Here is a 23,504-nt window from a genome sequence, read left to right on the forward strand (position 1 = left end):
CGAAAACGTTAACGTTATTAGTGTAGCTGAGCAGAAGCATCCGTCCTGCTCACACTGCCAATACTATTCTTGCCATTGTGTTTCACATTCACCAATGCCCGTTCGGCAGCCGCCAGCCACTGGTTATAATCATCATGATTGCGGGATATCGCCACGCCGATACTCAGCGAACACTGAAAACCGGAATCCTGCGATAAACGGATTTCTGAGGTTTTCAGCAATAACCGGTACCCCACGGCATACGCTTCTTCTTCGGAAACGCCCGGCAGGATCACCACAAATTCATCGCCCCCCAGAATAGCCGGAAAATCGTTTTGCCCGGTTTCCTGCCGTAAAATCGCTGATACCGAGCGCAGCACATAATCCCCCGCTTCACGCCCGAACAAATCATTCACCATTTTCAGATCATCGACGCCCAGTACCATCAGGCAGGATAAATCATGTTTTGCGCGTTCAAACTCCAGCATCAGCCGCCGGTCGAGTAACCGCCGGTTAGGCAAACCAAGAAAAGGATCCATCAGGGCGGCTTTTTCCAGCTCGTGTTGTTTATCCCGCAGCTTTCTGGAAATGGAATAATTCGCTGCACTGAAAGCAATAATATAAAGCGTGGAAAGCGGCAACGTCAGCCATAACGTCCTGTCGGTGACGGTGAAATAAAACGTCATTCCCGACAACGGCCAGCACACGATAAAACCGGCGCAATAAAACAGCGCGGCGCGGCGCAGCAATTGCCAGCCACCGGCGGAAAAGCGGTCAGCGATGAGAATAGCCGTAATAATGGCCGAGGGCAGCGGACAAACGCCCATCAGCGCCACCCAGGCTCCCCCCGCGATGGCATCAAATGCCAGGTTTCTGAATTCCGCCTGATTAGGATGACGGGAGCGATGCGCAATCAGCATGGCGACATGCGGCCAGACAAAGGCATTCAGCGCCAGCAGGCTGATGGGGATCCAGGAAGCATGACGTTCAAGAAGAACAGAAAACACAGGAAAAAAGCAGAGAAAAGTGCCAAGCATCCTCATTAAGTACATTCGCCGTAAGAAGCGCCCTGAGCGCTCACGGACGAGACTTTCACCTGAAGAATAATATGGCATACGGGAAACGGCTCTTGAGTTAGTGTTTTATTTATATTAGTCGAGTTACTTATCTCAGAGCTACTGAAAGCGGTGATTTTAATGCGCCGAACAACGGGGTTTTTTAGGGTTAAATAAGACAGGTTAATCGTTAACCAGAGAATTTAGGATAAAAATTCACAAAAGCAGAAATAACGTATTGATTTTATGCATTCATAATATTGCCGAAAAAAAGGCGGCTTTTACACCACCTTTGGCGCAAAGGTTTTATACATTCTACGGGGACGGGCAATTACTTACCGTACTGAGCGTCAGTCACCTTTTCCATCCACTCAACCGGGCTGCCATTCAGGGATTCAGCAATCGCAATGTGTGTCATGGCATTCTCGGGCGTAGCGCCATGCCAGTGTTTGATACCCTGCGGGATCCATACGATATCGCCGATATTCATGTCGCGGATTTCGCCGCCCTCTTCCTGCAACCAGCCACGGCCTTGCGTGATGATCAGCGTCTGGCCCAGCGGATGGGTGTGCCAGGCGGTGCGTGCGCCCGGTTCAAAGGTCACTGTCGCGCCGCCGACACGGGCGGATTCAGTGCCGCTGAACGGCGAGTCGATGCGCACCTTACCGGTGAAGTAATTTTCCGGGCCGTTTTGTGAAGGTACGGAACCACTTTTGGTAATTTTCATTTTATCAGTCATTTCATTCTCCGCTTCGGCAAAGGCTGCCGGAAAGTTCGTCATGTGATAAACAATAGCGCCGTTCGTTTATGGCGACCAGAGGGCAAAATATGAAAGGAGCTATGAGATAAATTCATAAATTGGTTGCTGACGTTATAATAATGACAACTCAACAAAAAGATCTTACGCGATATGTTAAAAGAAAATTTCAACGATTTAATTTCTTTCCTCGTCGTGGCGAGAGAACGCAGCTTTACTAAAGCGGCGGCCAAACTGGGCGTGTCACAATCTGCGCTCAGCCATGCCATCCGCAGTCTGGAAGAGAGGCTGGAACTGCGTTTGCTGACCCGGACAACCCGCAGTGTCGCCCCGACTGAAGCCGGTGAAAAAATGCTCGCCAGTCTCGGCCCGCGCTTTGCGGAAATTGAATCTGAGCTGGAAGCATTAAGCGAAATGCGCGAACGTCCGGCGGGCAATATCCGTATTACCGCCGGTGAGCATGCGGTAGATTCCATTCTCTGGCCGGTATTGAAAAAATTTCTCGCTGACTATCGTGATATAAATATCGAAATTATTCTCGATAATGCGCTGACCGATATTGTTACCGGCCGGTTTGACGCCGGGATCCGCCTCGGTGAACAGGTTGCCAAAGACATGGTTGCCCTGCGCATCGGACCGGAAATGAGCATGGCCGTTGTCGGTTCTCCGGCTTATTTTGATAAACAGGGTATTCCCGCAACCCCGCAGGAATTACAAACTCACTGCTGTATTAATATGCGTTTGCCAACCATGGGCGGCATTTATGCCTGGGAATTCGGTAAAGATGGCCGCGAATTAAAAGTCCGCGTTGACGGACAATTAACCTTCAATAGCTTGCGTCAAAGAATTGATGCGGCGGTTCATGGCTTTGGACTGGCCTATGTGCCGGAAGATTCCGTGGCATCGGAAATTGCCAGCGGAAAATTAATCCGGGTTCTGCAAGAGTGGTGCGAGCCCTTCCCCGGTTATTATCTGTATTATCCAAGCAGAAAACAGCACACCACAGCGTTTGCCTTGCTGCTTGATGCGCTGCGATATAAAAATTAGTCGCACCGATCATTATTTAATCAAAACACACGAAAAGAGTGTTGATACTTATTTCATGAAGATAATTAATTGATTTTATTTAAGTTGTGTCTCATCCTGTCCGCACTTTAAGAAATATTGTACTTTTTGCATTTGCAGCCCGCCTGGAGCGGGCTTTTTTATGTCTGAAAGACTGTCAGGTATAAATTACGTCAGCTTGCGTACCACCCGGCAGGGATTTCCACAGGCGACAACGCCCGCCGGCACGGGTCGCGTGACGACACTTCCGGCGCCAATCGTGCAGCCATCGCCGAGGGTCACGCCGGGCAATATCACGCATCCGCCGCCAACCCACACATCGTTACCCAGCCTCACCGGCCGGGCGCTGCCAATATGTTCGCGACGTAAATCAATATCCAGCGGATGCTGCGCGGTATAAATTTGCACGTCAGGGCCGATAAAAACGTTATTCCCTATTGTAACCGGCGCGCAGTCGAGTAATACAAAATTAAAATTGATGAATACATTATTCCCGATCCGGGTATTTATGCCGTAGTCAATGCGCATACCTTTTTCAAAATGGACATTGCTGCCCACTTCCCCAAATATTTCCCTGATCAGGGCATCTTTCTCCGCCGTCTGACGGGCGCCGAGCGCATTAAATGCGTCCACTTTATCGCGGGTCTGATAACGAATTTCACGTAATTCGTCATCATTAATATGGTAATCCAGCCCGCCCGTCATTTTAAGTAAATCGCGCATCAACTGCTCCCTGACAATGTTCACATCCGCAATGAATGGCCGGGATATTTACTGCCCGATATCGCGCAGTTTTTTCCCGGACATGAGATTTCTTTCAATTTGCTCCAGCGTGACGTTTTTCGTTTCCGGTATCAGGATAAAAGTGATCACCACAAACACCACGTTCAGCGCGGTGTACAGCCAGAATGTCCCTGCCGCACCGATATTGTCCATAAGCGTCAGGAAAGTAGCGCCGATAATCATGTTCGAAATCCAGTTGGTGGTCGTCGAACAGGTGATACCAAAATCACGACTTTTCAGCGGCTGTATTTCAGAACACAGGATCCACACCACCGGTGCAGCACTCATGGCGTAACCGGCAATGCACATCATGGTCATACCGACCGACAGCCAGGAAAGTGCTGCACCGGCCGTGCCCTGATTGAACTGCTGAAGGCAATATCCCAGCACCAGCGTGCCGAGCGCAATCACGCTAAAGCCAATTTTCAGTGCCGGTTTGCGTCCGGCCTTATCGACCATGCCGATGGCAATAAACGTCGCAAGCACGAACGTCAGCCCAACAATAATGGTGGCGATCATCTGCTGGCGTGTACTGGTAAATCCCGCTAGGTTAAAAATCTTCGGCGCGTAATACATGATGATATTCATGCCGGTAAACTGCTGCATTGCCTGCAACAACATGCCTAAACCGACGGCGCGGCGCACGTTGCTGTTGGCTTTAAACAATTCCCATCCGCCCTGTTTCAGTTTAAGACTTTCACGGATTTCATTCAGTTCCTGGCGGGCTTTTTCCGAGGTATCGCGCAGCATTCTCAGCACACGCTCGGCCTCAATATGCTGTCCTTTGGCCGCCAGCCAGCGCGGGCTGTTTGGTAAAAAACACACCGCAATCATCAGCACAAACGCCGGGATAGCCAGCACGCCCAGCATCGCGCGCCAGTCACCGCTGCTGCTGAAGGCGGTATCGGAAAGGAAGGCCAGCAAAATGCCGAGCGTCACCATCAGCTGATACATGGCAATCATCTTGCCGCGAATGGTTTCTGACGCCATTTCAGACAGATACAACGGCGCGGTGTAGGAGGCAATGCCGACAGCAAAGCCGAGGATCAGGCGCGACATCATCAGAATTTCGACGCTGGAAGCGAAAGCCGAGCCAAGGGAACCGAGAATAAACAGCAGTGCCGCCGCCATCAGGCTGTATTTGCGTCCCAGCCGGAAAGAGAGCCAGCCATTGGCCAGTGCACCGAACGCCGCGCCAAGCATCATGATGCTGACAACCCATTCCTGCTGACGACTGCTCAGCACAAAATGCTCGGTAATAAAGGGAAGCGCACCAGAAATCACACCAATATCGAGGCCGAATAACAGCCCCGCCATCGCCGCCGCAAAAGACACAAACAGGTTCATCACTTTGGTGTTTTTGAGCGAACTTTCAGTCAGTTTAACCACATCAGATGACGACATTTTTTTCTCCGGAAAGGGGGAATACAGCAACGGACATCAGAAAAAAATCATTCAGCCATTACGATAAGCACAAGTGCCCGGTGGGGTGAGAGCAGGAAAGGCACATATATACACAATCGTGCTGCACCGGACTTTCTGTGATCGGGATCACTGGGGAGAAGATGGCGGCGATATGGTGCAGGGGAATAAAAGTCAGGCAGAACCGATCCTTGCGAGACATCTTCCAAATCTGAATACAACTCCCTGTAAATGCATCCAGCCTGTTTCTTTGTTCCGGCAGCAGGAATAAAGTTTCCCCGCTGCGGCAAAATCCGCAGCCGGAAGGTATCCCGCAGGTCAGCGCCTATCTGAAGGCGACCGCACATTTATTACCCGTATTGTTTGAGCTGAGTGAACGGGCGAATGACAGGTTAGGGAAAGCGGGAAAAGTAACTGCCGCGATTAACTGACAGGTCTCTGACATGAAAAAGGCCCGTCGAACTCATCTGGCGGGCTTGAGAGCGCCCTGCTCCCCACATCGTTTAATCATGAAAATTTTTTACTTTTCAGTTTGCACTGAATGGGTTCAGGCGTCAGGATTTACCCTGATTCTCCCATTAGCAGTAAGAAAGGTTCATTGATAATGACGACTCAGACACCTGGAAAGACGGTTGCGGCAGGAACAATTTTTAGTCCGGCCGGTCTGCAATTTCTGAATAAACTCGCACAAAACAACTCCCGCGACTGGTTTAAGGCTAATCAGGATGAATACGAAAATACGTTGAGAACGCCTGCACTGCGCTTTATCGAGCAAATGCAGCCAGAGATTATTGCCATTTCTCCGAGACTGACTGCCGTCGCGAAAAAAGTGGGGGGCAGCCTGATGCGCCCGCAGCGCGACAGCCGGTTCAGCAAAGATAAAACGCCGTATAAAACCAATGTCGGCATTCAGTTTCGTCATTTTCAGGGCAAAGATGTGCACGCGCCCGGCCTCTATCTGCACATCGCCGAAGACGGTTGTTTTATTGCGGCAGGGATCTGGCATCCGGAATCAAAAGCGTTAAACGCGATTCGCGCCTGTATTGATGAGAACCCGAATGCCTATCAGAAAGCGCTCAAGACATTGCACGATAACGGGTTTGTGATGGATGGCGACAGTCTGAGTCGTCCGCCCAGAGGCTTCGACAAAAACCACCCGCTGTTAGCTGAATTAAAACGCAAAGATTTTATCGCGCTTAAACACATCGCCTTTGAGGATCTGTGCAGGCCAGATGTCATCGATTTTTGCGCCGCGCAGTTCAGACATTGCGCGCCGTTGATGGCTTACCTGTGTTTTGCACTTGAGCTGGATTTCTGAAGCAGACGAGACGGCGGGTTCCCCTGCCCGGTGAAGTGCGATGTGAAGAGCGATGTATTCTTGACACCTGAAAAAGCCAAAATTATATTTTCACTGTCATGACAGCAACCGGCCAGAGGCCTCGTGGTTGAATGCGCTGGCCGGTTTGCTAAATCCCTTTCCCCTGACAGTATTCATGCTGTGGCACTCAGGGCTGTGATGTTTTAATCATTTTAACCCGGCTACCGGGCCAGGCATGGGTGCCTGTCACCGACTACTCTCTAAGACCTTCTATCGCCTGACACAATGCATCATTAGGCTTACCTGTTATTGTCACAGCTGATTGTTGAACACGCTCTAAACGACTGGCAATTCTAGAGCGACTTATCTCTTCCCCATTCTGAGCAAGCATAAAGCAACATTCACCTACCATCCTGCACGCTTCTTCAAAAACTGGATTCAAAATCTCCATAAAACCTCCAAACGGCCTTAAAAAACCCCCGTAGAGTAGCTGAAGATCCCAGGAAAAATTTTTCCATTAGAAAAATTAACAGTCGTCTCTGAATTCACATCAAAAGGGGTTTTAGCTGATAACAGGTCACAGCGTCTGCCAGGCCCGCGCACCATTTAGCACTGACGAAAGTCTGCCTGACAGAGGCCCTTTTTTGACAAAAGACAGCGATCACTCTGCCATCAATAAGTATTAACATTCGATGAAGGTTGCGGGAATGCGGAAATGTTTGCCCGGCTCTATCCGGCCACAAGTCTTTCCACGGTAAACAACATTGTACCCCAATGCCTTGCTGCCCCCCGCACGCATAAAATCTGTTCATACATTCAGCACAATTATAAGACATTCTAATTGTTAAGGCGCACAGGTAAAAAAGTTATAGGGATATTGTTTTTGTTAACATATTCTTGCTTTAAACACGAAATCGCAATGATAACGCAGGTAAATCACTCGCACAGGGTAAGGATAGAATCTATGCTTAAACAACAAAATGACTTGCAATCAACAGATTGGGTTGATTGCGCTAAAGGACTGGGCATTCTATCGGTTATAGCCGGTCATGTTTTTACAGGATTGCCTTCTGAAATAATCTATCTTTTCCATATGCCTCTGTTTTTCTTCATAGGCGGATATTTATTCAAACCAAGAGCAGCGAAGACGTACTTATTCTCAAAGGCAAAAAAACTATTAGTTCCCTATGTCCTGTTCTTACTTTTATTCACAATAGCAATGATAGCTTCACGAGTTATAAACAATGATATAAACGCATATGTCATTATAAAAATAATAGCAATGAGTATATATGGAGGAGAATATCTTACTGGATGGTTGGGCGTATTTTGGTTTATTACAGTATTTTTTATTAGTCAACAGATTCTGAATATACTTGTTTTACACATGGAACAAAAAGTCATCATAGCCATTGTTTTCATATCATTGTGCATCTCATACATTGTGGGTAAGTTTGTAAATATGCCATTACCTTTGAACATAGGGGTGGTTTTTTATGCCGTTCCTGTCATGTATTGTGGACTGATAGCCCGACAATGGAAAAAAAATGTCAATATCATATTTCCTTTAGCAATATCTGCAGTGGGTATATATGTGACAATCGTCCATCCAGATATAATGAAATTTAATATGAAGTCTTCTGATTATGGATTGCCATTTTTTAGCCTGCTTGTGTCGCTGGGTATAATCACGCTGATATCTCGCGTATCATCTTTTCGATTTGCCCGGAACCCTTTAGTTATTTTTGCAGGAAGAGAATCCATGATGATAATGTACACTCATCAGTTTATACATCTGAGCATTGCAGTATTCATTTTTAAGAGTGAACTTTGGATTTTTCTTTTCACAGCAGTGATGTCACTTTTAGTTTCGTATGTCATTAGCAGATTAAAAGTTTTAATTTATAAAGAAAGTAAATCTGTGGCGTAATTTATTCGAGGGAACCGCTTCAACGCGCCGGGGCGGTTTCAGCTTAATACTTCATTTAACGGAGCATGCAAAGCAGACAGACGCTATTTTGAGGGTTACTGTCCCCAATCTGTCCCGCTCGCTAATTTCGGCGGGAACGACGGACAGCTAACTGCTTGATTTGAAATGGTACGCCCTACAGGGCTCGAACCTGTGACCTACGGCTTAGAAGGCCGTTGCTCTATCCAACTGAGCTAAGGGCGCATTGCTTGTCCCTTTCGGGAGCGTTGCGGGTTCGGATTATACGGGCAGACCGGGATGAGTCAATGGCTTTCGAACTCACTGCTTAATGCCTGAACAATTTGCAGATTCACGATCGCCTGCCAGTTCAGCCACCGGACGTCCGCCGGGTGTGACGGTGCTCCAGGCAACAAACTGTGATTCGCCGTGTTCGCCCATCACATATCCCGTGACGCTTTTCGGATCAACGCCGAAAACTTCGCCCACGACACGTTTCATACGCACGGTATCAATTTCCCCGCCACTGTCTCAGGTTAAATTCTCATCCGCAGATAACAAGTTATTCGCATTCAACGCCTGACAGCGCCCGCCGCTTCTGACAAAATAGGCGCATCCCCCTGCATTTATTAATTGATGGATTTATTCCCTGATGGCAGCAAAGATTATTGACGGTAAAACGATTGCGCAGCAAGTCAGAAGCGAAGTTGCAGCGCGTGTTCAACAACGACTGGCCCAAGGAAAACGCGCCCCCGGCCTGGCCGTGGTGCTGGTCGGTGAAAACCCGGCGTCACAGATTTATGTCGCCAGCAAACGCCGTTCTTGTGAAGAGGTCGGGTTCATCTCCCGCTCTTACGATCTCCCGGCCACCACCACTGAAGGTGAGTTGCTGGATCTGATCGAAAAACTCAATAACGACAGCGAAATCGATGGCATTCTGGTTCAGCTTCCGCTGCCTGCCGGTATCGATAACATTAAAGTGCTGGAACGTATTCATCCGGATAAAGACGTCGATGGCTTCCATCCGTATAACGTCGGCCGTCTGTGTCAGCGTGCTCCCACGCTGCGCCCGTGTACGCCGCGCGGCATCGTGACGCTGCTGGAACGTTACGGCATTGATACCTTCGGGCTGAATGCTGTCGTTATCGGTGCCTCCAACATCGTGGGCCGTCCGATGAGCATGGAATTACTGCTGGCCGGTTGCACCACCACCGTCACGCACCGTTTCACCAAAAATCTGCGCCATCATGTTGAGAATGCCGATCTGGTGATTGTCGCTGTGGGTAAACCGGGCTTTATTCCCGGCGAATGGATTAAACCGGGCGCGATTGTCATTGATGTCGGTATTAACCGTCTGGAAAGTGGTAAAGTTGTCGGCGATGTGGAATATGATGCCGCCGCTGAGCGGGCTTCCTTTATCACACCGGTGCCGGGCGGCGTAGGCCCGATGACGGTCGCGACGCTGATTCAAAATACCTTGCAGGCGTGCGAGGAATATCATGACATCAGCGCCGGTAAGCCTTAAACCCTTTGCATTACACAAAAGTCAGGAACACATGGAAACTTTCTTTCTCGAAAAACACCCGCACGTTGAACTGTGCGATCTGCTCAAATTTATGGGCTGGTGTGACAGCGGCGGTACTGCAAAAGCAGTGATTGCTGAAGGCCAGGTTAAGGTCAACGGTAAAGTCGAAACCCGTAAGCGCTGCAAAATCGTTGCCGATATGAACGTTGAGTTCGCCAGCAACAAAGTCGTGGTGAAAGCGTCCGAATAATCTTTCCGGCGACATTGCCCCGCAAAAGAAAATGCCCTGCAAGCAAAAGCTCACAGGGCATTTTTTATTTACAGACAGGGCCACAGGCTGAGCACAAATTATGGCTGCGTCACCCACAGTACCGGCCATTCGCCGCCGCTGCTGTAACCGTCGCAACTGGGCTCAGAGGCAAATGCCGCCAGCCGGAACTGTTTGCCATCAAACACCCAGCGCGAAGAGACGCCACAGTCACCAATGCCGCGCCCTTTATCGTAAGTCGAGAGCATACCGGTTTTCGGGTCGAAATCAGCGTTGATAAGCTCCGGCGATTCATCCTCCTCGCCCAGTTTAAACGGCATATTCAGCGCCAGATTTTCCATTTTATAAGGTGCCTGTCGCGAAACCAGGAAACCCAGCGCATAGAGGTTATACGCGCCCATGTCGCAGTTGACGGTCATCAGGGCTTTGTCGTTGCTCAGGGCGAAAATATGCACTTCGCGTTCGGAAGGATCGAGGCTGCAATCATTATTCTCAATGGTGGTGGCAGCATTTTGCGTGATGGCCGACATCTCGGTTTCGGATAATGCATGCGGTTCGCTAAAATGCGGTAAAACCGGCATGGCCGGAACAGGCGGCACGGTACTCGCCGGTTTTACGCCACGATTAATCCAGGCAGTTTTGGTGCCAACACGTCCCTGCTGCGCATCAATCGCCAGCAGCGCGGCCTTTATGCCTTTCAGGGAGATGACCGGCCTGACGGACTGAGCCGGATCGGCTTTCACTGCCAGCTGAATGCTGCTGCCTTCGCGGATAGCGGCAATAAATTCATTCACCACCAGACGGTTAGTGGTGGAAAGATGTTTTTTACTGATATCCCATTCGCGATGATTAAAACTGAGTGTTTTGCCGTTCATCTGCAAACGGTTGGCCACCGGCGCATCCGCCATCTGCTCATCACTGTTACGCTGATAATCAATGCTGACCGAGGATTTTCCTTCCGGCCCCGCTTCGCGGGTGATTTTCATGACCAGCTCCTGCCCGTCCTGCGAATTGCGCGCGGCGCAGTGATTCAGGTTGTCACAGCTGACCTGCCAGTCGTTATAAATAGCCTGCAACGGCTCAGCCTGCGCGCTAAAAGCCAGCATCGTGGCCAGCAGGCATAAAGGGGCGGTTATCCATTTACACATTATGAGTTTCAGCTCTGTTCGAAATTATCTTTCTGATAATAGCGTAACCCTCGTCAGGAGACTGCCCTCAATGCAGCATTTTTTATTCGACATTATAAAGAGATACTCCGTCCGCAGAGTTTGCGGCAGACAATAATTTTTCATGACATACGAGAAGCCGTAATGGTGACGCAGGGAAACTTTCAGTACACTGGCTGAGCCAAAAACAAACAATAATGGCGAAAAGGATGAAGATCATTTCTCTGGGAGATACGGATGAAGTTATTGATTTTGATGATAACGCTGTTATCACTGCCTGCGCTGGCTGAAGAGCCACCGGTGGTGTACGCCGGCACGCTGGGTAAAACCAGCATCGTCGTCGAACTCGATTTAAATAAACCTGACGAAGTCACCGGCCGGTATTTCTATCAAAAATACCGTCTGGATCTGCCGCTCAACGGTGCGCTGGATGGTCAGGAACTGAAATTACAGGAAGGTCTGGATGATTTCGACGATACACCGCGCCCTGAACTGACGTTGACCAAAGATGAAAACGGTGGCTGGCAAGGCAACTGGACCAACCCGCAGGGCAAAACGCTGCCGGTTAAGCTACAACCCGCTCAGTTACCGGCAGCGGCCCCTGATGACGGCTATCTCAGTTCGCTGCTGCACACCGATCCGTATGAATATTTGCGTTTATCCGCGCTGCAACTGAAAGCAGGTAAAAATGAAAACTTCATGGGCTATCAGTTGCAATGGTGGTCTGAACCCCAATCGAAAATCAGCTTCTTTGAGATTGTTTCCGGCTATCCGGAAGCCAGTTTACCGGCCATTAACCAGAAGCTGCGCGCCCGTTTATGGCAGGAAGTCAGCGGCTGGCATGCCTGTATGCTCGGTGCGAGCCGTTTTGGTCAGGGAGAATATCAGCAGACGGTGACACCTGAATACATGAGTGACGAGGTGGTCAGTATCAGTGTGTTTACGTCTTATGATTGCGGTGGCGCGCATCCGGATTTCGGCGAAGCACCGATCAATCTTAACGCAAAAACCGCAGAAACGCTGACACTGGAAGATGTGGTCTGGGTGGGTGATGGCGCACCGTTCCACTATCTGAATGCTGAAGATCGCGCCCTCACCGGTAAGAACGATGTGGATTTCGATACCTTCGCGCAGTACCGCGATAAAAAATGGGCGCCGTGGCTGGTGAAACAACTGACCGTGGCTTATCCGCAACAGATGAAAAAGCCGACGGAAGAAAGCGAAGACGATTGCGATTATTCAGACCCGTCGGTCTGGCAGTTCCCGGCCTGGTATTTCACGCCAAAAGGGCTGTATTTTGATCCGACCTTTGCCCGCGTTATGCGTTCGTGCGAAGGCCCGGAATGGTCAGTGCTGCCATGGTCTGCCATGAAAGGCCACGCGGGCAGTACCGCAATAAAGCTGGAACACTGAAACCCGCAGTGTACGTGGCGCGTTGATATTCTGAGATATTCTGAACAGAGATAAAAAAAGCGACCAGAAGGTCGCTTTGTTCAGAAAATAAAGAACTGTATCAGCAGATTAGAAAGCGTATTTGTAGTTCATTAAAATACCTTTATCGCTCACGCTGTCTTCTTTCCACTGGTAGGCATCAAACGCCAGCTGACCGGCTTTACCGTGATAGCTTACGCCCAGAGAAGCCATGCCATTGATACCGCCGCCTTGCTGATCGCTGGCCACTTTAAAGCTGGCATTCCCGGCACCCTGCAATGAGGCTTTTTGCGCAGACTGGTTGTAGCTGATATTCGGGCCACCTTCGACCAGGGCATTCACCGCCAGGCCGTTAGATCCCGCATATTTCAGTTTCAGACCGATCAGTGCATCTACCGCCGTTTCTTCACTTGCATCCATGGTCAGGTTGAAGTCACCCGCACCGTGCTCGCTGTAACCGTCGTTGGCCGTATGGCGCAGTTTCAGACCCGCACTCGGCGTCAGGTTTAACCCTTCCGCTACTTCAAAGCCTTTACTGAACTGGCTGCGCCATTCCATATATTGCTGGCTGTTATCTGAATCCGCTAACTGGTTAACACCCGTGTAGTTAACGCTACGGTTGCTTTCAAGCTGGTGCACATCGTAACGCAGGGCGTTGGTCAGCATCAGACCGTTACCCATATCGACATTATGGTTCAGCCCGAAGAACTGGCTGTAGCCTCCGGTTAAACCGTTGTCACCGGCTTTCTGTTTGCCGTCGATGCCGTTGCCATCCAGACGCGCAATACCGTATTGCATTTGCACTTTCTGGCCTGCACTCAGGTCAAAGCTCTGGCTCAGCGCCATCATGTCATAACGGGTATCATTACCCAGCTCAGCACGCTTGTCGTTTTTGTCCACCAGGTTAAAACCAAAACCGGAAGGCATCACGACAGCATTGTCAGCCAGCATGTTGAAGCGCTGACTTAACACACGGGCTTCTTTAAAGGCTGAGGTGGCGTTAGCACCTGAAAGCTGGCGCATGGCGTTGTCCACTTCAGCAGCAGAACTCAGGTTAAGGCTGTTGTATAAGGCGTTGTTGGTGTAGTTGTCTTCCAGCGTTGCCGCCATATCCTGCACACCAGCGTCATCTTTTACGACTTCCTGATAGTTGTTTTTGGTCATGGTGACGTCAACATTACCGCTTTCGTCTGTCTGGGCGTCGGCATTCCACACCACGCTGGTGGACTTAACGTTTTCCGTGCCCTGAATATCTTCGCCTACAAAGACATTATCGAAGGTTTCAGTTTTCGCATCGGTACCGGCAGTGAAACCGGTATCAACGGTCACATCATCCAGTTGCGCATGGCTGATGCTCATCGTTCCGGCCTGGCCACTGGCGGTGGTGCCCACGGTATAATTGCTCACCGTGCTGTAATAAACCGTCGTGGTATCCACCACTGATGGAGCTTCATCTTTGACCATCGTCCAGTTGGTTACACCATCAGCGACGGTAACGTTACCGGTATTGACCAGATGTGCACTGGTGCCGTTGCGGTCAAAGATATAGGAATCATTGGCATTCACATTGATGGTGCCCTGGTTGACCGCCGTCACATTATCGCCATAGGCTTTAAAGGCCACCAGCCCGGTACCGTTCTCGTCCACCGTTTGTTCCTGGTCGCCCAGATTGATGGTACCGTTATTGATAAGCGTGGTGTTATTTTGCCCTTTCATCGCCGTTGCGCCATCACCGGTCACGGTCAGGGTGCCGTTATTGGTAAATGTGCTGGTGTTATTCGCGCTGTTACCTAACGAAATGGCATCTGTTGCAGAACCACCAGAGGTAAAGGCATTGACTGAAGCATAATAAATTGAGCCATTATTGGTGGCCTCAATAGTCCCCTGATCATACACCGTGCCTGGTGCGACAGTATCGTTATAAACTGTGGCATCCGACATATCTGATAATACCGACGCCGAGCCCGTACCCATTATGGTTCCGCTGGTCCCATTCACCCACGTCAGCGTGTCTTCTGCGCTGTCACTGCCAAGGTAAAACATACTTTGGGGCTTGCCAAGATCACTCATAGCGGCCGTGCTCATCGAGCCCAGATTATAAATGGCTGCATTTCCCAGACCAATGATGGATGAAGTATATGCTGAGGTGGAACCGTTGAATTCTACCGACGCTGACGTATTATTAATAAAAGTACCATCATCTATACGAATGGCATCGGAAATGTCGTTTGCATTTAACGAGATTGACATCAACAACATATCTGCTGAATTTAAAAACGTTGCATTGGCCTCGACCCGCAGTTTCCCCCCGACATTGCCATTGTCAGTGTTACTTACATCAATGGAAAATTTTTCTGAGCCAGCGACATGTTCTACCAATAATGGTTGTGACGCTTCACCATTGAGAACCACTTCGTTATTTATTGAGTTACCACCCGGTAAACTATCACCACTAAACGCCGTTGAATAATCCGATGTCCAGGACGCCACGCCCAGCGGCTCGGTTCCGTCCAGCAACCAGGTTCTGCGATCAGAAATACTGAAGCCTGTTAAAGCGCCGGTCGCCTGATCCAAAGACGAGACATAGACCACTTTTCCGTCTTTATCGGTCAGTGACCATAAGGTATCAGACTGTTTTTTGCCGCTGAAGGTTTGCCCGTTAAAGCTAAATGTTGCGGTATCCGCACCTGGCACCATGGTAATAGATAAACCATTAGGGTAAGTGGTAGTCTGCGAGACCGGCACGTCATCACCACCGTCATCCGGCGGAACCGGTGTATCACCACCGTCATCCGGCGGAACCGGCGTATCACCACCATCATCTGGCGGAACCGGTGTATTGCCACCTGAATGGTCATCACCGCCGCCGCCACCACCGCCACCTGCCGCGATAGCAATACCTGCCACCACCGCAGTGGCCGCACCGCCAATCATCCACCATTGGGTATCGGTCAGCCCGCGGGTTTTACACGAATCTGGCAACGCTTTTTTTTGCGCTTCGCTTAATTTCGATATTTCTTTCGGACACGTTGGTTGAGGCGTGTCTAAAGGTGCAGAAAATACCGCTGGCGATGCCAGGGCCATACTGATGCAAAGAGAGAGATTTCTCATCGTGAGAGTTTTCATTAATAAGTCCTTTATTTTCCAGGAGACTAAGCGTGTTTAATATAAAATCATCAGTACATAATGGGAGTCCGCAACCCAATTAATGCAACGAAGAAAATAACAATTTACTGATGAATTACATTAATGGAATACGTCAATATTCAGCCGAGAAAACTAATGTCTTAACACTCATTTCGAAAACAAATAAAAATGATCTGAACGATCAATTATTTTAATCAACTTTTAAAAACAATAATTTAAAGTCAAAAAGAAACACACAATTAAGCACGATGAATTATGAATTAAGTAATTTAATATACAAATAAAGCAATTAAATCCAGCACTTAACCTATATTTACATCTGACACACTTCAGAAAAATGAAGAGAATCACCCAAAATATTGATATAGAATAAATAAACACAAGTCATGACTTGACCCATATTTTACAATAAGACCAATCAGGTAGGATTAATATTATGAAACAAAAAAGATAAGGTTATGATGTACAGAAGAAGCAAACAGACTCAAATAATGTTTGAGCCTGTTTGTAAAGTGCAGAGGATCCTTTAAATCCGCTTATTTATGTAATCCAATAAAACGATTATGCCAGCCAGCCCTGAATCTGCGCATATTGCAGCAGCATGATGGTTTTGCCATCTCTGATGCGGCCATCTTTGATCATCGCCAGCGCCTCGGTGAACGGCACCTCCAGCACATCAATGTCTTCGTCTTCCACGCCACCACCGGCGTTCTGACGCTGCGACTCGTCGTATTCCGCTGCGAAAAAATGCACGATTTCGGTCACGCTGCCCGGCGACATATAGGCTTCAAACAGTTTATCTACCTTGCCCACCGCAAAACCGGTTTCTTCGATAGCTTCTTTACGGATGCAATCTTCCGGCGAATCGTTGTCGAGCAAACCGGCGCAGGTTTCCAGCAACATACCGGTCGGGTTGCCATTAACATAAGTCGGCATACGGAACTGTCTGATCAGCAGAACGGTTTTTTTAGGACGGTTATAAAGCAGGATAGTCGCGCCGTTCCCCCGGTCATACACTTCACGGGATTGCGGCTGGCGTTCGCCATTACATTTGATTAAATCGTAGGTGTATTTGCGAAGAACATACCAGTTATCAGAGAGTAACTGGTTCTGGACATTTTCAATCCGGGATGACGTGTCATGAGATGACATAAAGCGTGCCTCCGCTCAGAGGGGGGTGAGAGAAGCCAGACATCATAGCGGCATTACACCACGCACGCCAGATTCAGCCGTGCTCAATGGCATTAAGCAGTTGCTGGCGATGGCGTTCAATCCACTTTGCATCCAGCGGCCCCCAGCCTGAAAGCTGATAATACCCGTCATTGTTGCGTACCCCCTGCTGCACAAATTCCAGCTCGACGCCCATGCCCGGCAGCGCTTTCAGTACGTCCTGCAAGGTGCGGCGCGGCCAGCCGGTGATTTCCATCAGTTTCGGTACGTTAGGCTTTTGTTCAGTGTCCAGTAACCAGCAAAGGTAGAGACGACGGGCAAAAACCGAATTTAACATCAAACTCATCTGAACGACTCCAGTGTGGGCATACGAATGCGTGCCATAAAAAACAGGTTGTTAACGCGCAGACGGTTTCAGTAATTCTGTCTGCAGGATAACGGCTGCGGGATAACCCTGTGTGCAGGGAGGTTTTTTTTACATTATCTCCTTTATTTCTCCACGTTTTATGCGATATGAGAAGGTAAAGTGCACTGACGTAGAACACCACTCTAACACTTGCTCAGTCCCGCCGGGACAGTACCGCCTCTGAGACCGCCTTGTAGAAAATAGCGCTCAGGGGATTTTTTTGTCAGATTACTGACGTTCTGTTTGTTTGCTGATGTTAGTCACTCATGCCAGAGTGACAACGAGGTTCCTGAAGCATGGCTAACTTTTTTATCGATCGCCCAATCTTTGCCTGGGTTTTAGCGATCATTATTTCCCTGTCCGGCGCACTCGCGATCTATTTTTTGCCGGTTGAGCAATATCCCGACCTGGCTCCGCCGAACGTCAGGATTTCTGCCACCTATCCCGGCGCATCAGCACAAACATTAGAAAATACCGTCACCCAGATTATCGAACAAAACATGACCGGCCTCGATAATCTGATGTACATGTCCTCACAAAGCAGTAACGACGGTAAATCTCAAATTACCCTGAGTTTTACCGCCGGAACCGATCCGAACGAAGCGCTGCAACAGGTGCAAAACCAGTTACAGCAGGCGCTTAAACGTCTGCCGCAGGATGTACAGACGCAGGGTGTGACGGTGTCAAAAACCGGTGATACCAACCTGATGATGGTGGCGTTTGTCTCCACAGACGGCAGCATGGATAAGCAGGATATCGCCGACTATGTGGCCTCCAATATTCAGGATCCGCTGAGCCGCGTGCCCGGTGTCGGCAGCATCGATGCTTACGGCTCACAATACGCGATGCGTATCTGGCTGGATCCGGACAAACTCAATAATTACCAGCTGACCACCGCCGATGTGGTGACGGCCATCAAAGCACAAAACAGTCAGGTCGCTGTCGGTCAGCTCGGCGGCGCGCCTTCGGTGGATTTTCAGGCGCTGAACGCCACCATTAACGCACAGGCGCAGTTACAGACGCCGGAACAGTTCCGTCAGATCACGCTCAAAGTAAACCAGGACGGCTCACAGGTTAAACTTGGCGATGTCTCAACTGTCGGTCTTGGTGCGGAAAACTATGCCCTGCTCAGCCGCTATAACGGGCAGGCGGCGTCCGGTATGGGCGTGAAACTGGCGTCCGGTGCCAACGAACTGCAAACGGACAAAGCCGTTCGTGCACGTCTTGATGAGCTCTCTCACTATTTTCCGCACGGGCTGAAAGCCGAAATTGCCTACGAAACCACACCATTCGTTAAAGCGGCGATCACGGACGTGGTGAAAACGCTGTTTGAAGCCATCGTGCTGGTGTTTCTGGTGATGTACCTGTTTCTGCAAAACTTCCGCGCGACGCTGATCCCGACGATTGCCGTGCCGGTCGTTTTGCTGGGGACTTTCGCCGTACTGCATCAGTTTGGCTACAGCATCAATACCCTGACGATGTTCGCGATGGTCCTCGCCATCGGCCTGCTGGTGGATGACGCCATCGTCGTCGTGGAAAACGTCGAGCGCGTGATGAGCGAGGAAGGCCTTAGCCCCAGAGAGGCCACGCGAAAATCGATGGGGCAAATTCAGAGTGCGCTGGTCGGGATTACGATGGTGCTGTCGGCGGTGTTCGTACCGATGGCGTTCTTCGGCGGCACCACCGGCGCAATCTATCGCCAGTTCTCCATCACCATTGTCTCGGCGATGGTGCTGTCAGTGTTCGTTGCGCTGACGCTGACACCGGCGCTGTGCTCAACCCTTCTCAAACCTGTCGCACAGGGACATCATCACGGTAAACGCGGTTTCTTCGGCTGGTTTAACCGGATGTTCGACCACAATGCGCGTCGCTACGAAAACGGCGTGGCGCGCGTGCTGCGTAACAGCCTGCGCTACATGCTGGGTTATGCCGCACTGGTCGCCGTGCTGGCCGTTATGTTTATCAAACTGCCAACCTCTTTCCTGCCGCTGGAAGACCGTGGCGTGTTTACTGTGCAGATTCAGTTGCCGCCGGGTTCGACGTTGCAGCAAACCCAAAAGGTGGTGGAAAAGGTTGAGAAGTATTTCCTGACTGAAGATAAGAAAGACGTGCTTTCGGTGTTCTCGACCATCGGTGCCGGGCCGGGCGGTAACGGGCAGAACGTTGCGCGTATGTTCGTGCGCCTGACGCCGTGGGATGAACGCACTGGCACAGATGATTCTTCCTTTGCGCTGATCGACCGTGCGACCAAAGCGTTTAACAAGATCACCGAAGCCCGTGTTATCGCCAGCAGCCCGCCCGCCATCAACGGCCTCGGCAGCGCCACCGGCTTTGATATGGAACTGCAAGATCACGCCGGGCTCGGCCACGATGCACTGATGGCGGCACGGGATCAGTTACTGGCGATGACCGCCAAAGACAGCAATCTGACCCGCGTGCGTCACAACGGTCTGGATGACAGCCCGCAGTTGCAAATCGACATCGATCAGGTGAAAGCGCAGGCGCTGGGCGTGGCTATCTCTGATATCAACAGCACGCTGAGTACCGCGTGGGGCTCGACCTACGTCAATGACTTCGTTGACCGTGGCCGGGTGAAGAAAGTCTACGTGCAGGCCGCAGCGCAATACCGCATGTTGCCGGACGATATCGACCGCTGGTATGTACGAAACTCCGCCGGCACCATGGTGCCCTTCTCCGCTTTCGCCACATCAAAATGGCTGACCGGTTCGCCGCGTCTGGAGCGTTACAACGGCTATTCCGCGCTGGAAATTGTGGGTGAACCGGCAACGGGTATCAGCAGCGGTACGGCGATGGATGACATGGAAAAGCTGGTGGCTAAATTACCGGTCGGGATTGGTCTGGAATGGACCGGTCTGTCGTATCAGGAAAGACTGTCAGGTTCGCAGGCACCGGCGCTGTATGCGATCTCCCTGCTGGTGGTGTTCCTGTGTCTGGCGGCGCTGTACGAGAGCTGGTCCATTCCGTTCTCCGTCATGCTGGTGGTGCCGCTCGGCGTGCTCGGCGCAGTGATGGCCACCTGGCTGCGCGGGCTGGAAAACGATGTGTATTTCCAGGTCGGGATGCTGACCATCATCGGTTTGTCGGCGAAGAACGCCATTTTGATTGTTGAATTTGCCAATGACCTGAATGTGCGCGGGAAGGAGTTACTGGAGGCCACGCTCGAAGCCTCCAGAATGCGTCTGCGTCCGATTCTGATGACCTCGCTGGCGTTTGTTTTCGGCGTTCTGCCGATGGCGACCAGCATGGGGGCCGGTTCAGGCAGCCAGCACGCCGTCGGTACCGGCGTCATCGGCGGGATGATTTCCGCCACCGTGCTGGCGATTTTCTTCGTACCGCTGTTCTTTGTCTTGATCCGCCGTCGTTTTCCGGGCAAACACACTGCGACAGTCATTGCGGATATCGTGGAAACGGCACCTGCGGAACACCGGTAAAAGCGCAGGATCGCAGGCAACAAAAAAGGCGTTAATTCACATTAACGCCTTTTTTATTCATGATTTACTGGCTGTGAGAATCGTCGCTAAATGCAACGTAATGGTCTTCCTGAACAAACGTTTTTTATAATGACGTGCTGCACTGAGAATAAATCTTTTCTTTGCTTTGTCGGTAACGATGTGGGGCAATTACGCTTTCAACATACGGTCGATAAAGTCTTTCCAGTGACCTAATTCTTGCTCTAACATTTTACTCCCCTTGATTGGACGCTGGCAGTATACGTCTGTTTTTTGACCATGCAAAACCTCTGTGAGTATTTTTTAAGCGCGATCACAATCCCGCCCCGTCTGGATCCTGCCAGCGTTTTGCCTCATTATGTGTTCTTCTCTGACGCCACTTATCAGCGCGGCAAAAAAGCGCTTATTTTACTGACAGGTTACGTTTTTCTATGGCAACAACTTCAGCTCAAACCTCATTTATTCTCTACGGCATAAAAAATTGCGATACCGTTAAGAAAGCCCGCCGCTGGCTGGAAGAAAACGGGGTTGAATGCCAGTTTCATGATTACCGGGTCGAAGGGCTGGATGCCGCGTTGCTGCAGGATTTGTTAGATAAACAAGGCTGGGAAGCGATGCTCAATACCCGCGGCACCACCTGGCGCAAGCTCGATGAGGCTACCCGCGCCGCCTGCGATAACCAGGCCAGTGCCAAAGCGCTGATGCTCGAACATCCGGCAGTGATCAAACGTCCTTTTTTACTGGCGCCAGACGGCCAGTCTCTGCTGGGATTCAAACCAGAAAGCTATCAGCAATTTCTTGCACAGGTGAAGTAACATGAGTTGTCCGGTTCTCGATTTAGCCCAACAGTTAATCCGCCGCCCTTCCCTCAGCCCGGACGATGCCGGCTGTCAGGAGATTATGATTGCCCGCCTTGAGGCCATTGGGTTCCACGTTGAGCCGATGCATTTTGGCGATACCCTGAATTTCTGGGCGACACGTGGTGAAGGCAAAACGCTGGCCTTTGCCGGGCATACCGACGTCGTCCCTACCGGCGATCACAAACTGTGGGTTACCGGCCCGTTTGAGCCGACGCTGCGCGACGGCATGTTGTATGGCCGCGGTGCGGCAGACATGAAAGGTTCACTGGCGGCGATGGTGGTGGCAGCAGAGCGTTTTGTCGCCGCCAACCCGAATCATCAGGGCCGTCTGGCTTTTCTCATTACTTCCGATGAGGAAGCCAGCGCCGTTAACGGCACGGTGAAAGTGGTCAGCGCGCTGATGGCACGCAATGAGCGCCTCGATTACTGTCTGGTTGGCGAGCCTTCCAGCACCACGCGCGTCGGCGATATTGTGAAAAATGGCCGTCGCGGTTCCATGACCGCCAACCTGCATGTGCATGGCGTTCAGGGGCACGTCGCCTATCCGCATCTGGCGGATAATCCGGTACACCGTGCCATGCCAGCGCTGAATGAACTGGTCGCCACTGTATGGGATAACGGCAACGAATTCTTCCCGCCGACCAGCATGCAAATCGCCAATATCAACGCAGGCACCGGCAGCAACAACGTCATTCCGGGCGAACTGTATGTGCAGTTCAATTTCCGTTTCAGCACCGAACTGACCGATGACATCATCAGACAGCGCGTCGCCGAATTACTGGATCGCCATAACCTGCAATACACCCTGAACTGGGTGGTTTCCGGCCAGCCATTCCTGACATCACGCGGTGCGCTGGTGGATGCGGTGGTCAACGCCGTGCGTCACTACAGCGAAATCACGCCGGAACTGCAAACCACCGGCGGCACCTCCGACGGGCGTTTTATCGCGCTGATGGGGGCGCAGGTGGTGGAACTGGGGCCGGTCAACGCGACTATCCACAAAATCAATGAATGCGTCCATGCCGCCGATCTGCAGGTGCTCAGCCGCATGTATCAGCGCATTATGGAACAGTTAATCGCATGATCACTCATGAGATGCTGACCGGGTGCTCCGATGCACATCTGGTGACTCTCGGCGACGGGCCGCATCGTTTGCAGAAAGAAGCGGCGCAGGCATTCGAAAAAATGCGTCTGGCAGCCCGTGACGCCGGTTTTGACCTGCAACCAGCCAGCACCTTTCGTGATTTCGATCGGCAACGGGCTATCTGGAATGGCAAATTTCGCGGCGAGCGACCAGTATTAGATAAGAACAGCCAGCCGGTGGATATCAGCGCGCTGACGGCGGCAGAACGTTGTGAGCTGATTTTGCGCTGGTCGGCGCTGCCGGGCGCAAGCCGTCACCACTGGGGCAGTGATCTGGATGTGTACGATCCGTCATTGTTACCGGCAGGTAAGACACTGCAACTGGAGCCGTGGGAATATGAAGAAGGCGGGTATTTTTATCCGCTGAATCAATGGATGTCAGCGCATATGGCAGAATTTGGTTTTTACCGCCCGTATGCAGAAGATCGCGGCGGTGTGGCTGTCGAACCCTGGCATCTGAGTTACCGGCCACTGGCGGCAGAATGTGAAAAACAGCTCACGCCGCAGGTGTTACTCAGCGCCTGGACCGGAAAAGACGTCGCTGCCGCAGACTGGTTAGCCGGGCAACTAGACATCCTTTTCCCGCGATTTATCGCCCCCTCACCCCTTTAA

Annotated in this window: 19 protein-coding genes and 1 tRNA gene; 10 read left to right on the forward strand and 10 right to left on the reverse strand. The window is 50.8% G+C overall.

The annotated features are described in order from the left end of the window. Positions 1 to 17: 17 nt before the first annotated feature. Both RAHAQ2_RS15790 and RAHAQ2_RS15795 read right to left on the reverse strand, forming a co-directional pair. Positions 18 to 1,094 carry a diguanylate cyclase domain-containing protein gene (locus RAHAQ2_RS15790; RefSeq protein ID WP_015698184.1) on the reverse strand — a complete coding sequence of 359 codons (1,077 nt, stop codon included), beginning with the start codon at positions 1,092 to 1,094 and terminating at the stop codon, positions 18 to 20. Between the two features lie 271 nt (positions 1,095 to 1,365). After that, positions 1,366 to 1,761 (reverse strand): (R)-mandelonitrile lyase, encoded by a 396-nt coding sequence (locus RAHAQ2_RS15795; protein ID WP_037040077.1) that lies wholly within the window; start codon positions 1,759 to 1,761, stop codon positions 1,366 to 1,368. A 183-nt stretch (positions 1,762 to 1,944) separates the two neighbouring features. Here RAHAQ2_RS15795 and RAHAQ2_RS15800 point away from each other — a divergent pair, with 183 nt between their 5' ends. Beyond that, positions 1,945 to 2,838 (forward strand): LysR family transcriptional regulator, encoded by an 894-nt coding sequence (locus RAHAQ2_RS15800; protein ID WP_015698186.1) that lies wholly within the window; start codon positions 1,945 to 1,947, stop codon positions 2,836 to 2,838. A gap of 186 nt (positions 2,839 to 3,024) precedes the next feature. Here RAHAQ2_RS15800 and RAHAQ2_RS15805 read toward each other — a convergent pair whose 3' ends face one another. Further along, entirely contained in the window at positions 3,025 to 3,579 is a 555-nt protein-coding gene (locus RAHAQ2_RS15805) for a sugar O-acetyltransferase (protein WP_015698187.1), read from the reverse strand. A 48-nt stretch (positions 3,580 to 3,627) separates the two neighbouring features. Further along, positions 3,628 to 5,070: a sugar porter family MFS transporter gene (locus RAHAQ2_RS15810; RefSeq protein WP_274378174.1), complete on the reverse strand. Its 1,443-nt coding sequence runs from the start codon at positions 5,068 to 5,070 to the stop codon at positions 3,628 to 3,630. Between the two features lie 595 nt (positions 5,071 to 5,665). Here RAHAQ2_RS15810 and RAHAQ2_RS15815 point away from each other — a divergent pair. Then, entirely contained in the window at positions 5,666 to 6,379 is a 714-nt protein-coding gene (locus RAHAQ2_RS15815) for a DUF2461 domain-containing protein (RefSeq protein WP_015698189.1), read from the forward strand. Between the two features lie 964 nt (positions 6,380 to 7,343). Then, positions 7,344 to 8,309, forward strand: a complete 966-nt coding sequence (locus RAHAQ2_RS15820; protein ID WP_015698190.1) for an acyltransferase family protein — start codon at positions 7,344 to 7,346, stop codon at positions 8,307 to 8,309. A gap of 166 nt (positions 8,310 to 8,475) precedes the next feature. Here the strand turns inward: RAHAQ2_RS15820 and RAHAQ2_RS15825 are convergent. Together RAHAQ2_RS15825 and RAHAQ2_RS15830 are read right to left on the reverse strand one after the other, a co-directional pair. Then, positions 8,476 to 8,552, reverse strand: a tRNA-Arg gene (locus RAHAQ2_RS15825). A gap of 75 nt (positions 8,553 to 8,627) precedes the next feature. Next, positions 8,628 to 8,813: a hypothetical protein gene (locus tag RAHAQ2_RS15830; RefSeq protein WP_081875973.1), complete on the reverse strand. Its 186-nt coding sequence runs from the start codon at positions 8,811 to 8,813 to the stop codon at positions 8,628 to 8,630. A gap of 145 nt (positions 8,814 to 8,958) precedes the next feature. On the opposite strand from RAHAQ2_RS15830, the gene folD reads away from it, so the two are divergent. Both folD and ybcJ read left to right on the forward strand, forming a co-directional pair. Continuing rightward, the gene (folD, locus tag RAHAQ2_RS15835) at positions 8,959 to 9,831 is read left to right on the forward strand and encodes a bifunctional methylenetetrahydrofolate dehydrogenase/methenyltetrahydrofolate cyclohydrolase FolD (RefSeq protein WP_015698191.1); all 873 of its coding nucleotides are present in this window, start codon (positions 8,959 to 8,961) and stop codon (positions 9,829 to 9,831) included. A 31-nt stretch (positions 9,832 to 9,862) separates the two neighbouring features. Continuing rightward, positions 9,863 to 10,081, forward strand: coding sequence for a ribosome-associated protein YbcJ (gene ybcJ / locus RAHAQ2_RS15840; protein WP_013576535.1), 219 nt, complete (start codon positions 9,863 to 9,865; stop codon positions 10,079 to 10,081). A gap of 98 nt (positions 10,082 to 10,179) precedes the next feature. Here the strand turns inward: ybcJ and RAHAQ2_RS15845 are convergent, their stop codons facing one another. Then, on the reverse strand, positions 10,180 to 11,247 hold the full coding sequence (locus RAHAQ2_RS15845; RefSeq protein ID WP_015698193.1) for a DUF1176 domain-containing protein: 1,068 nt from the start codon (positions 11,245 to 11,247) through the stop codon (positions 10,180 to 10,182). A gap of 255 nt (positions 11,248 to 11,502) precedes the next feature. Between RAHAQ2_RS15845 and RAHAQ2_RS15850 the strand changes: the two genes are divergently transcribed. Next, on the forward strand, positions 11,503 to 12,678 hold the full coding sequence (locus RAHAQ2_RS15850; protein ID WP_015698194.1) for a hypothetical protein: 1,176 nt from the start codon (positions 11,503 to 11,505) through the stop codon (positions 12,676 to 12,678). Positions 12,679 to 12,786: 108 nt separating this feature from the next. On the opposite strand, the gene RAHAQ2_RS24670 is transcribed toward RAHAQ2_RS15850, so the two are convergent. From RAHAQ2_RS24670 to RAHAQ2_RS15865, 3 genes are all read right to left on the reverse strand, one after another. Continuing rightward, on the reverse strand, positions 12,787 to 15,822 hold the full coding sequence (locus RAHAQ2_RS24670) for an autotransporter outer membrane beta-barrel domain-containing protein (RefSeq protein ID WP_015698195.1): 3,036 nt from the start codon (positions 15,820 to 15,822) through the stop codon (positions 12,787 to 12,789). A 582-nt stretch (positions 15,823 to 16,404) separates the two neighbouring features. Continuing rightward, the gene (nudK, locus tag RAHAQ2_RS15860; protein WP_015698196.1) at positions 16,405 to 16,995 is read right to left on the reverse strand and encodes a GDP-mannose pyrophosphatase NudK; all 591 of its coding nucleotides are present in this window, start codon (positions 16,993 to 16,995) and stop codon (positions 16,405 to 16,407) included. A gap of 73 nt (positions 16,996 to 17,068) precedes the next feature. Next, entirely contained in the window at positions 17,069 to 17,353 is a 285-nt protein-coding gene (locus RAHAQ2_RS15865) for a winged helix-turn-helix domain-containing protein (RefSeq protein WP_193785526.1), read from the reverse strand. 362 nt (positions 17,354 to 17,715) lie between these two features. Here RAHAQ2_RS15865 and acrD point away from each other — a divergent pair, with 362 nt between their 5' ends. From acrD to RAHAQ2_RS15885, 4 genes are all read left to right on the forward strand, one after another. Next, a complete protein-coding gene (gene acrD, locus RAHAQ2_RS15870) occupies positions 17,716 to 20,871 on the forward strand; it encodes a multidrug efflux RND transporter permease AcrD (protein ID WP_015698198.1) in 3,156 nt (1,051 codons plus the stop codon). 449 nt (positions 20,872 to 21,320) lie between these two features. Then, complete coding sequence (locus tag RAHAQ2_RS15875) at positions 21,321 to 21,704, forward strand: ArsC family reductase (protein WP_015698200.1); 384 nt, start codon at positions 21,321 to 21,323, stop codon at positions 21,702 to 21,704. 1 nt (position 21,705) lies between these two features. Continuing rightward, positions 21,706 to 22,833, forward strand: coding sequence for a succinyl-diaminopimelate desuccinylase (gene dapE, locus RAHAQ2_RS15880; protein WP_015698201.1), 1,128 nt, complete (start codon positions 21,706 to 21,708; stop codon positions 22,831 to 22,833). After that, a complete protein-coding gene (locus tag RAHAQ2_RS15885; protein ID WP_015698202.1) occupies positions 22,830 to 23,504 on the forward strand; it encodes a M15 family metallopeptidase in 675 nt (224 codons plus the stop codon). The genes dapE and RAHAQ2_RS15885 overlap by 4 nt, the downstream gene beginning before the upstream one ends.

This window comes from Rahnella aquatilis CIP 78.65 = ATCC 33071 (assembly GCF_000241955.1).
Lineage (GTDB): Bacteria > Pseudomonadota > Gammaproteobacteria > Enterobacterales > Enterobacteriaceae > Rahnella > Rahnella aquatilis.

Coding starts and splice junctions, on each gene's coding strand:
- RAHAQ2_RS15885 (WP_015698202.1), top strand. CDS start 22,830: ATGATCACTCATGAGATGCTGACCGGGTGCTCCGATGCACATCTGGTG.
- RAHAQ2_RS15850 (WP_015698194.1), top strand. CDS start 11,503: ATGAAGTTATTGATTTTGATGATAACGCTGTTATCACTGCCTGCGCTG.
- RAHAQ2_RS15795 (WP_037040077.1), bottom strand. CDS start 1,761: ATGAAAATTACCAAAAGTGGTTCCGTACCTTCACAAAACGGCCCGGAA.
- nudK (WP_015698196.1), bottom strand. CDS start 16,995: ATGTCATCTCATGACACGTCATCCCGGATTGAAAATGTCCAGAACCAG.
- RAHAQ2_RS15875 (WP_015698200.1), top strand. CDS start 21,321: ATGGCAACAACTTCAGCTCAAACCTCATTTATTCTCTACGGCATAAAA.
- folD (WP_015698191.1), top strand. CDS start 8,959: ATGGCAGCAAAGATTATTGACGGTAAAACGATTGCGCAGCAAGTCAGA.
- RAHAQ2_RS15790 (WP_015698184.1), bottom strand. CDS start 1,094: ATGCCATATTATTCTTCAGGTGAAAGTCTCGTCCGTGAGCGCTCAGGG.
- RAHAQ2_RS15845 (WP_015698193.1), bottom strand. CDS start 11,247: ATGTGTAAATGGATAACCGCCCCTTTATGCCTGCTGGCCACGATGCTG.
- ybcJ (WP_013576535.1), top strand. CDS start 9,863: ATGGAAACTTTCTTTCTCGAAAAACACCCGCACGTTGAACTGTGCGAT.
- RAHAQ2_RS15820 (WP_015698190.1), top strand. CDS start 7,344: ATGCTTAAACAACAAAATGACTTGCAATCAACAGATTGGGTTGATTGC.
- RAHAQ2_RS15805 (WP_015698187.1), bottom strand. CDS start 3,579: ATGCGCGATTTACTTAAAATGACGGGCGGGCTGGATTACCATATTAAT.
- RAHAQ2_RS24670 (WP_015698195.1), bottom strand. CDS start 15,822: ATGAAAACTCTCACGATGAGAAATCTCTCTCTTTGCATCAGTATGGCC.
- RAHAQ2_RS15800 (WP_015698186.1), top strand. CDS start 1,945: ATGTTAAAAGAAAATTTCAACGATTTAATTTCTTTCCTCGTCGTGGCG.
- dapE (WP_015698201.1), top strand. CDS start 21,706: ATGAGTTGTCCGGTTCTCGATTTAGCCCAACAGTTAATCCGCCGCCCT.
- RAHAQ2_RS15815 (WP_015698189.1), top strand. CDS start 5,666: ATGACGACTCAGACACCTGGAAAGACGGTTGCGGCAGGAACAATTTTT.
- acrD (WP_015698198.1), top strand. CDS start 17,716: ATGGCTAACTTTTTTATCGATCGCCCAATCTTTGCCTGGGTTTTAGCG.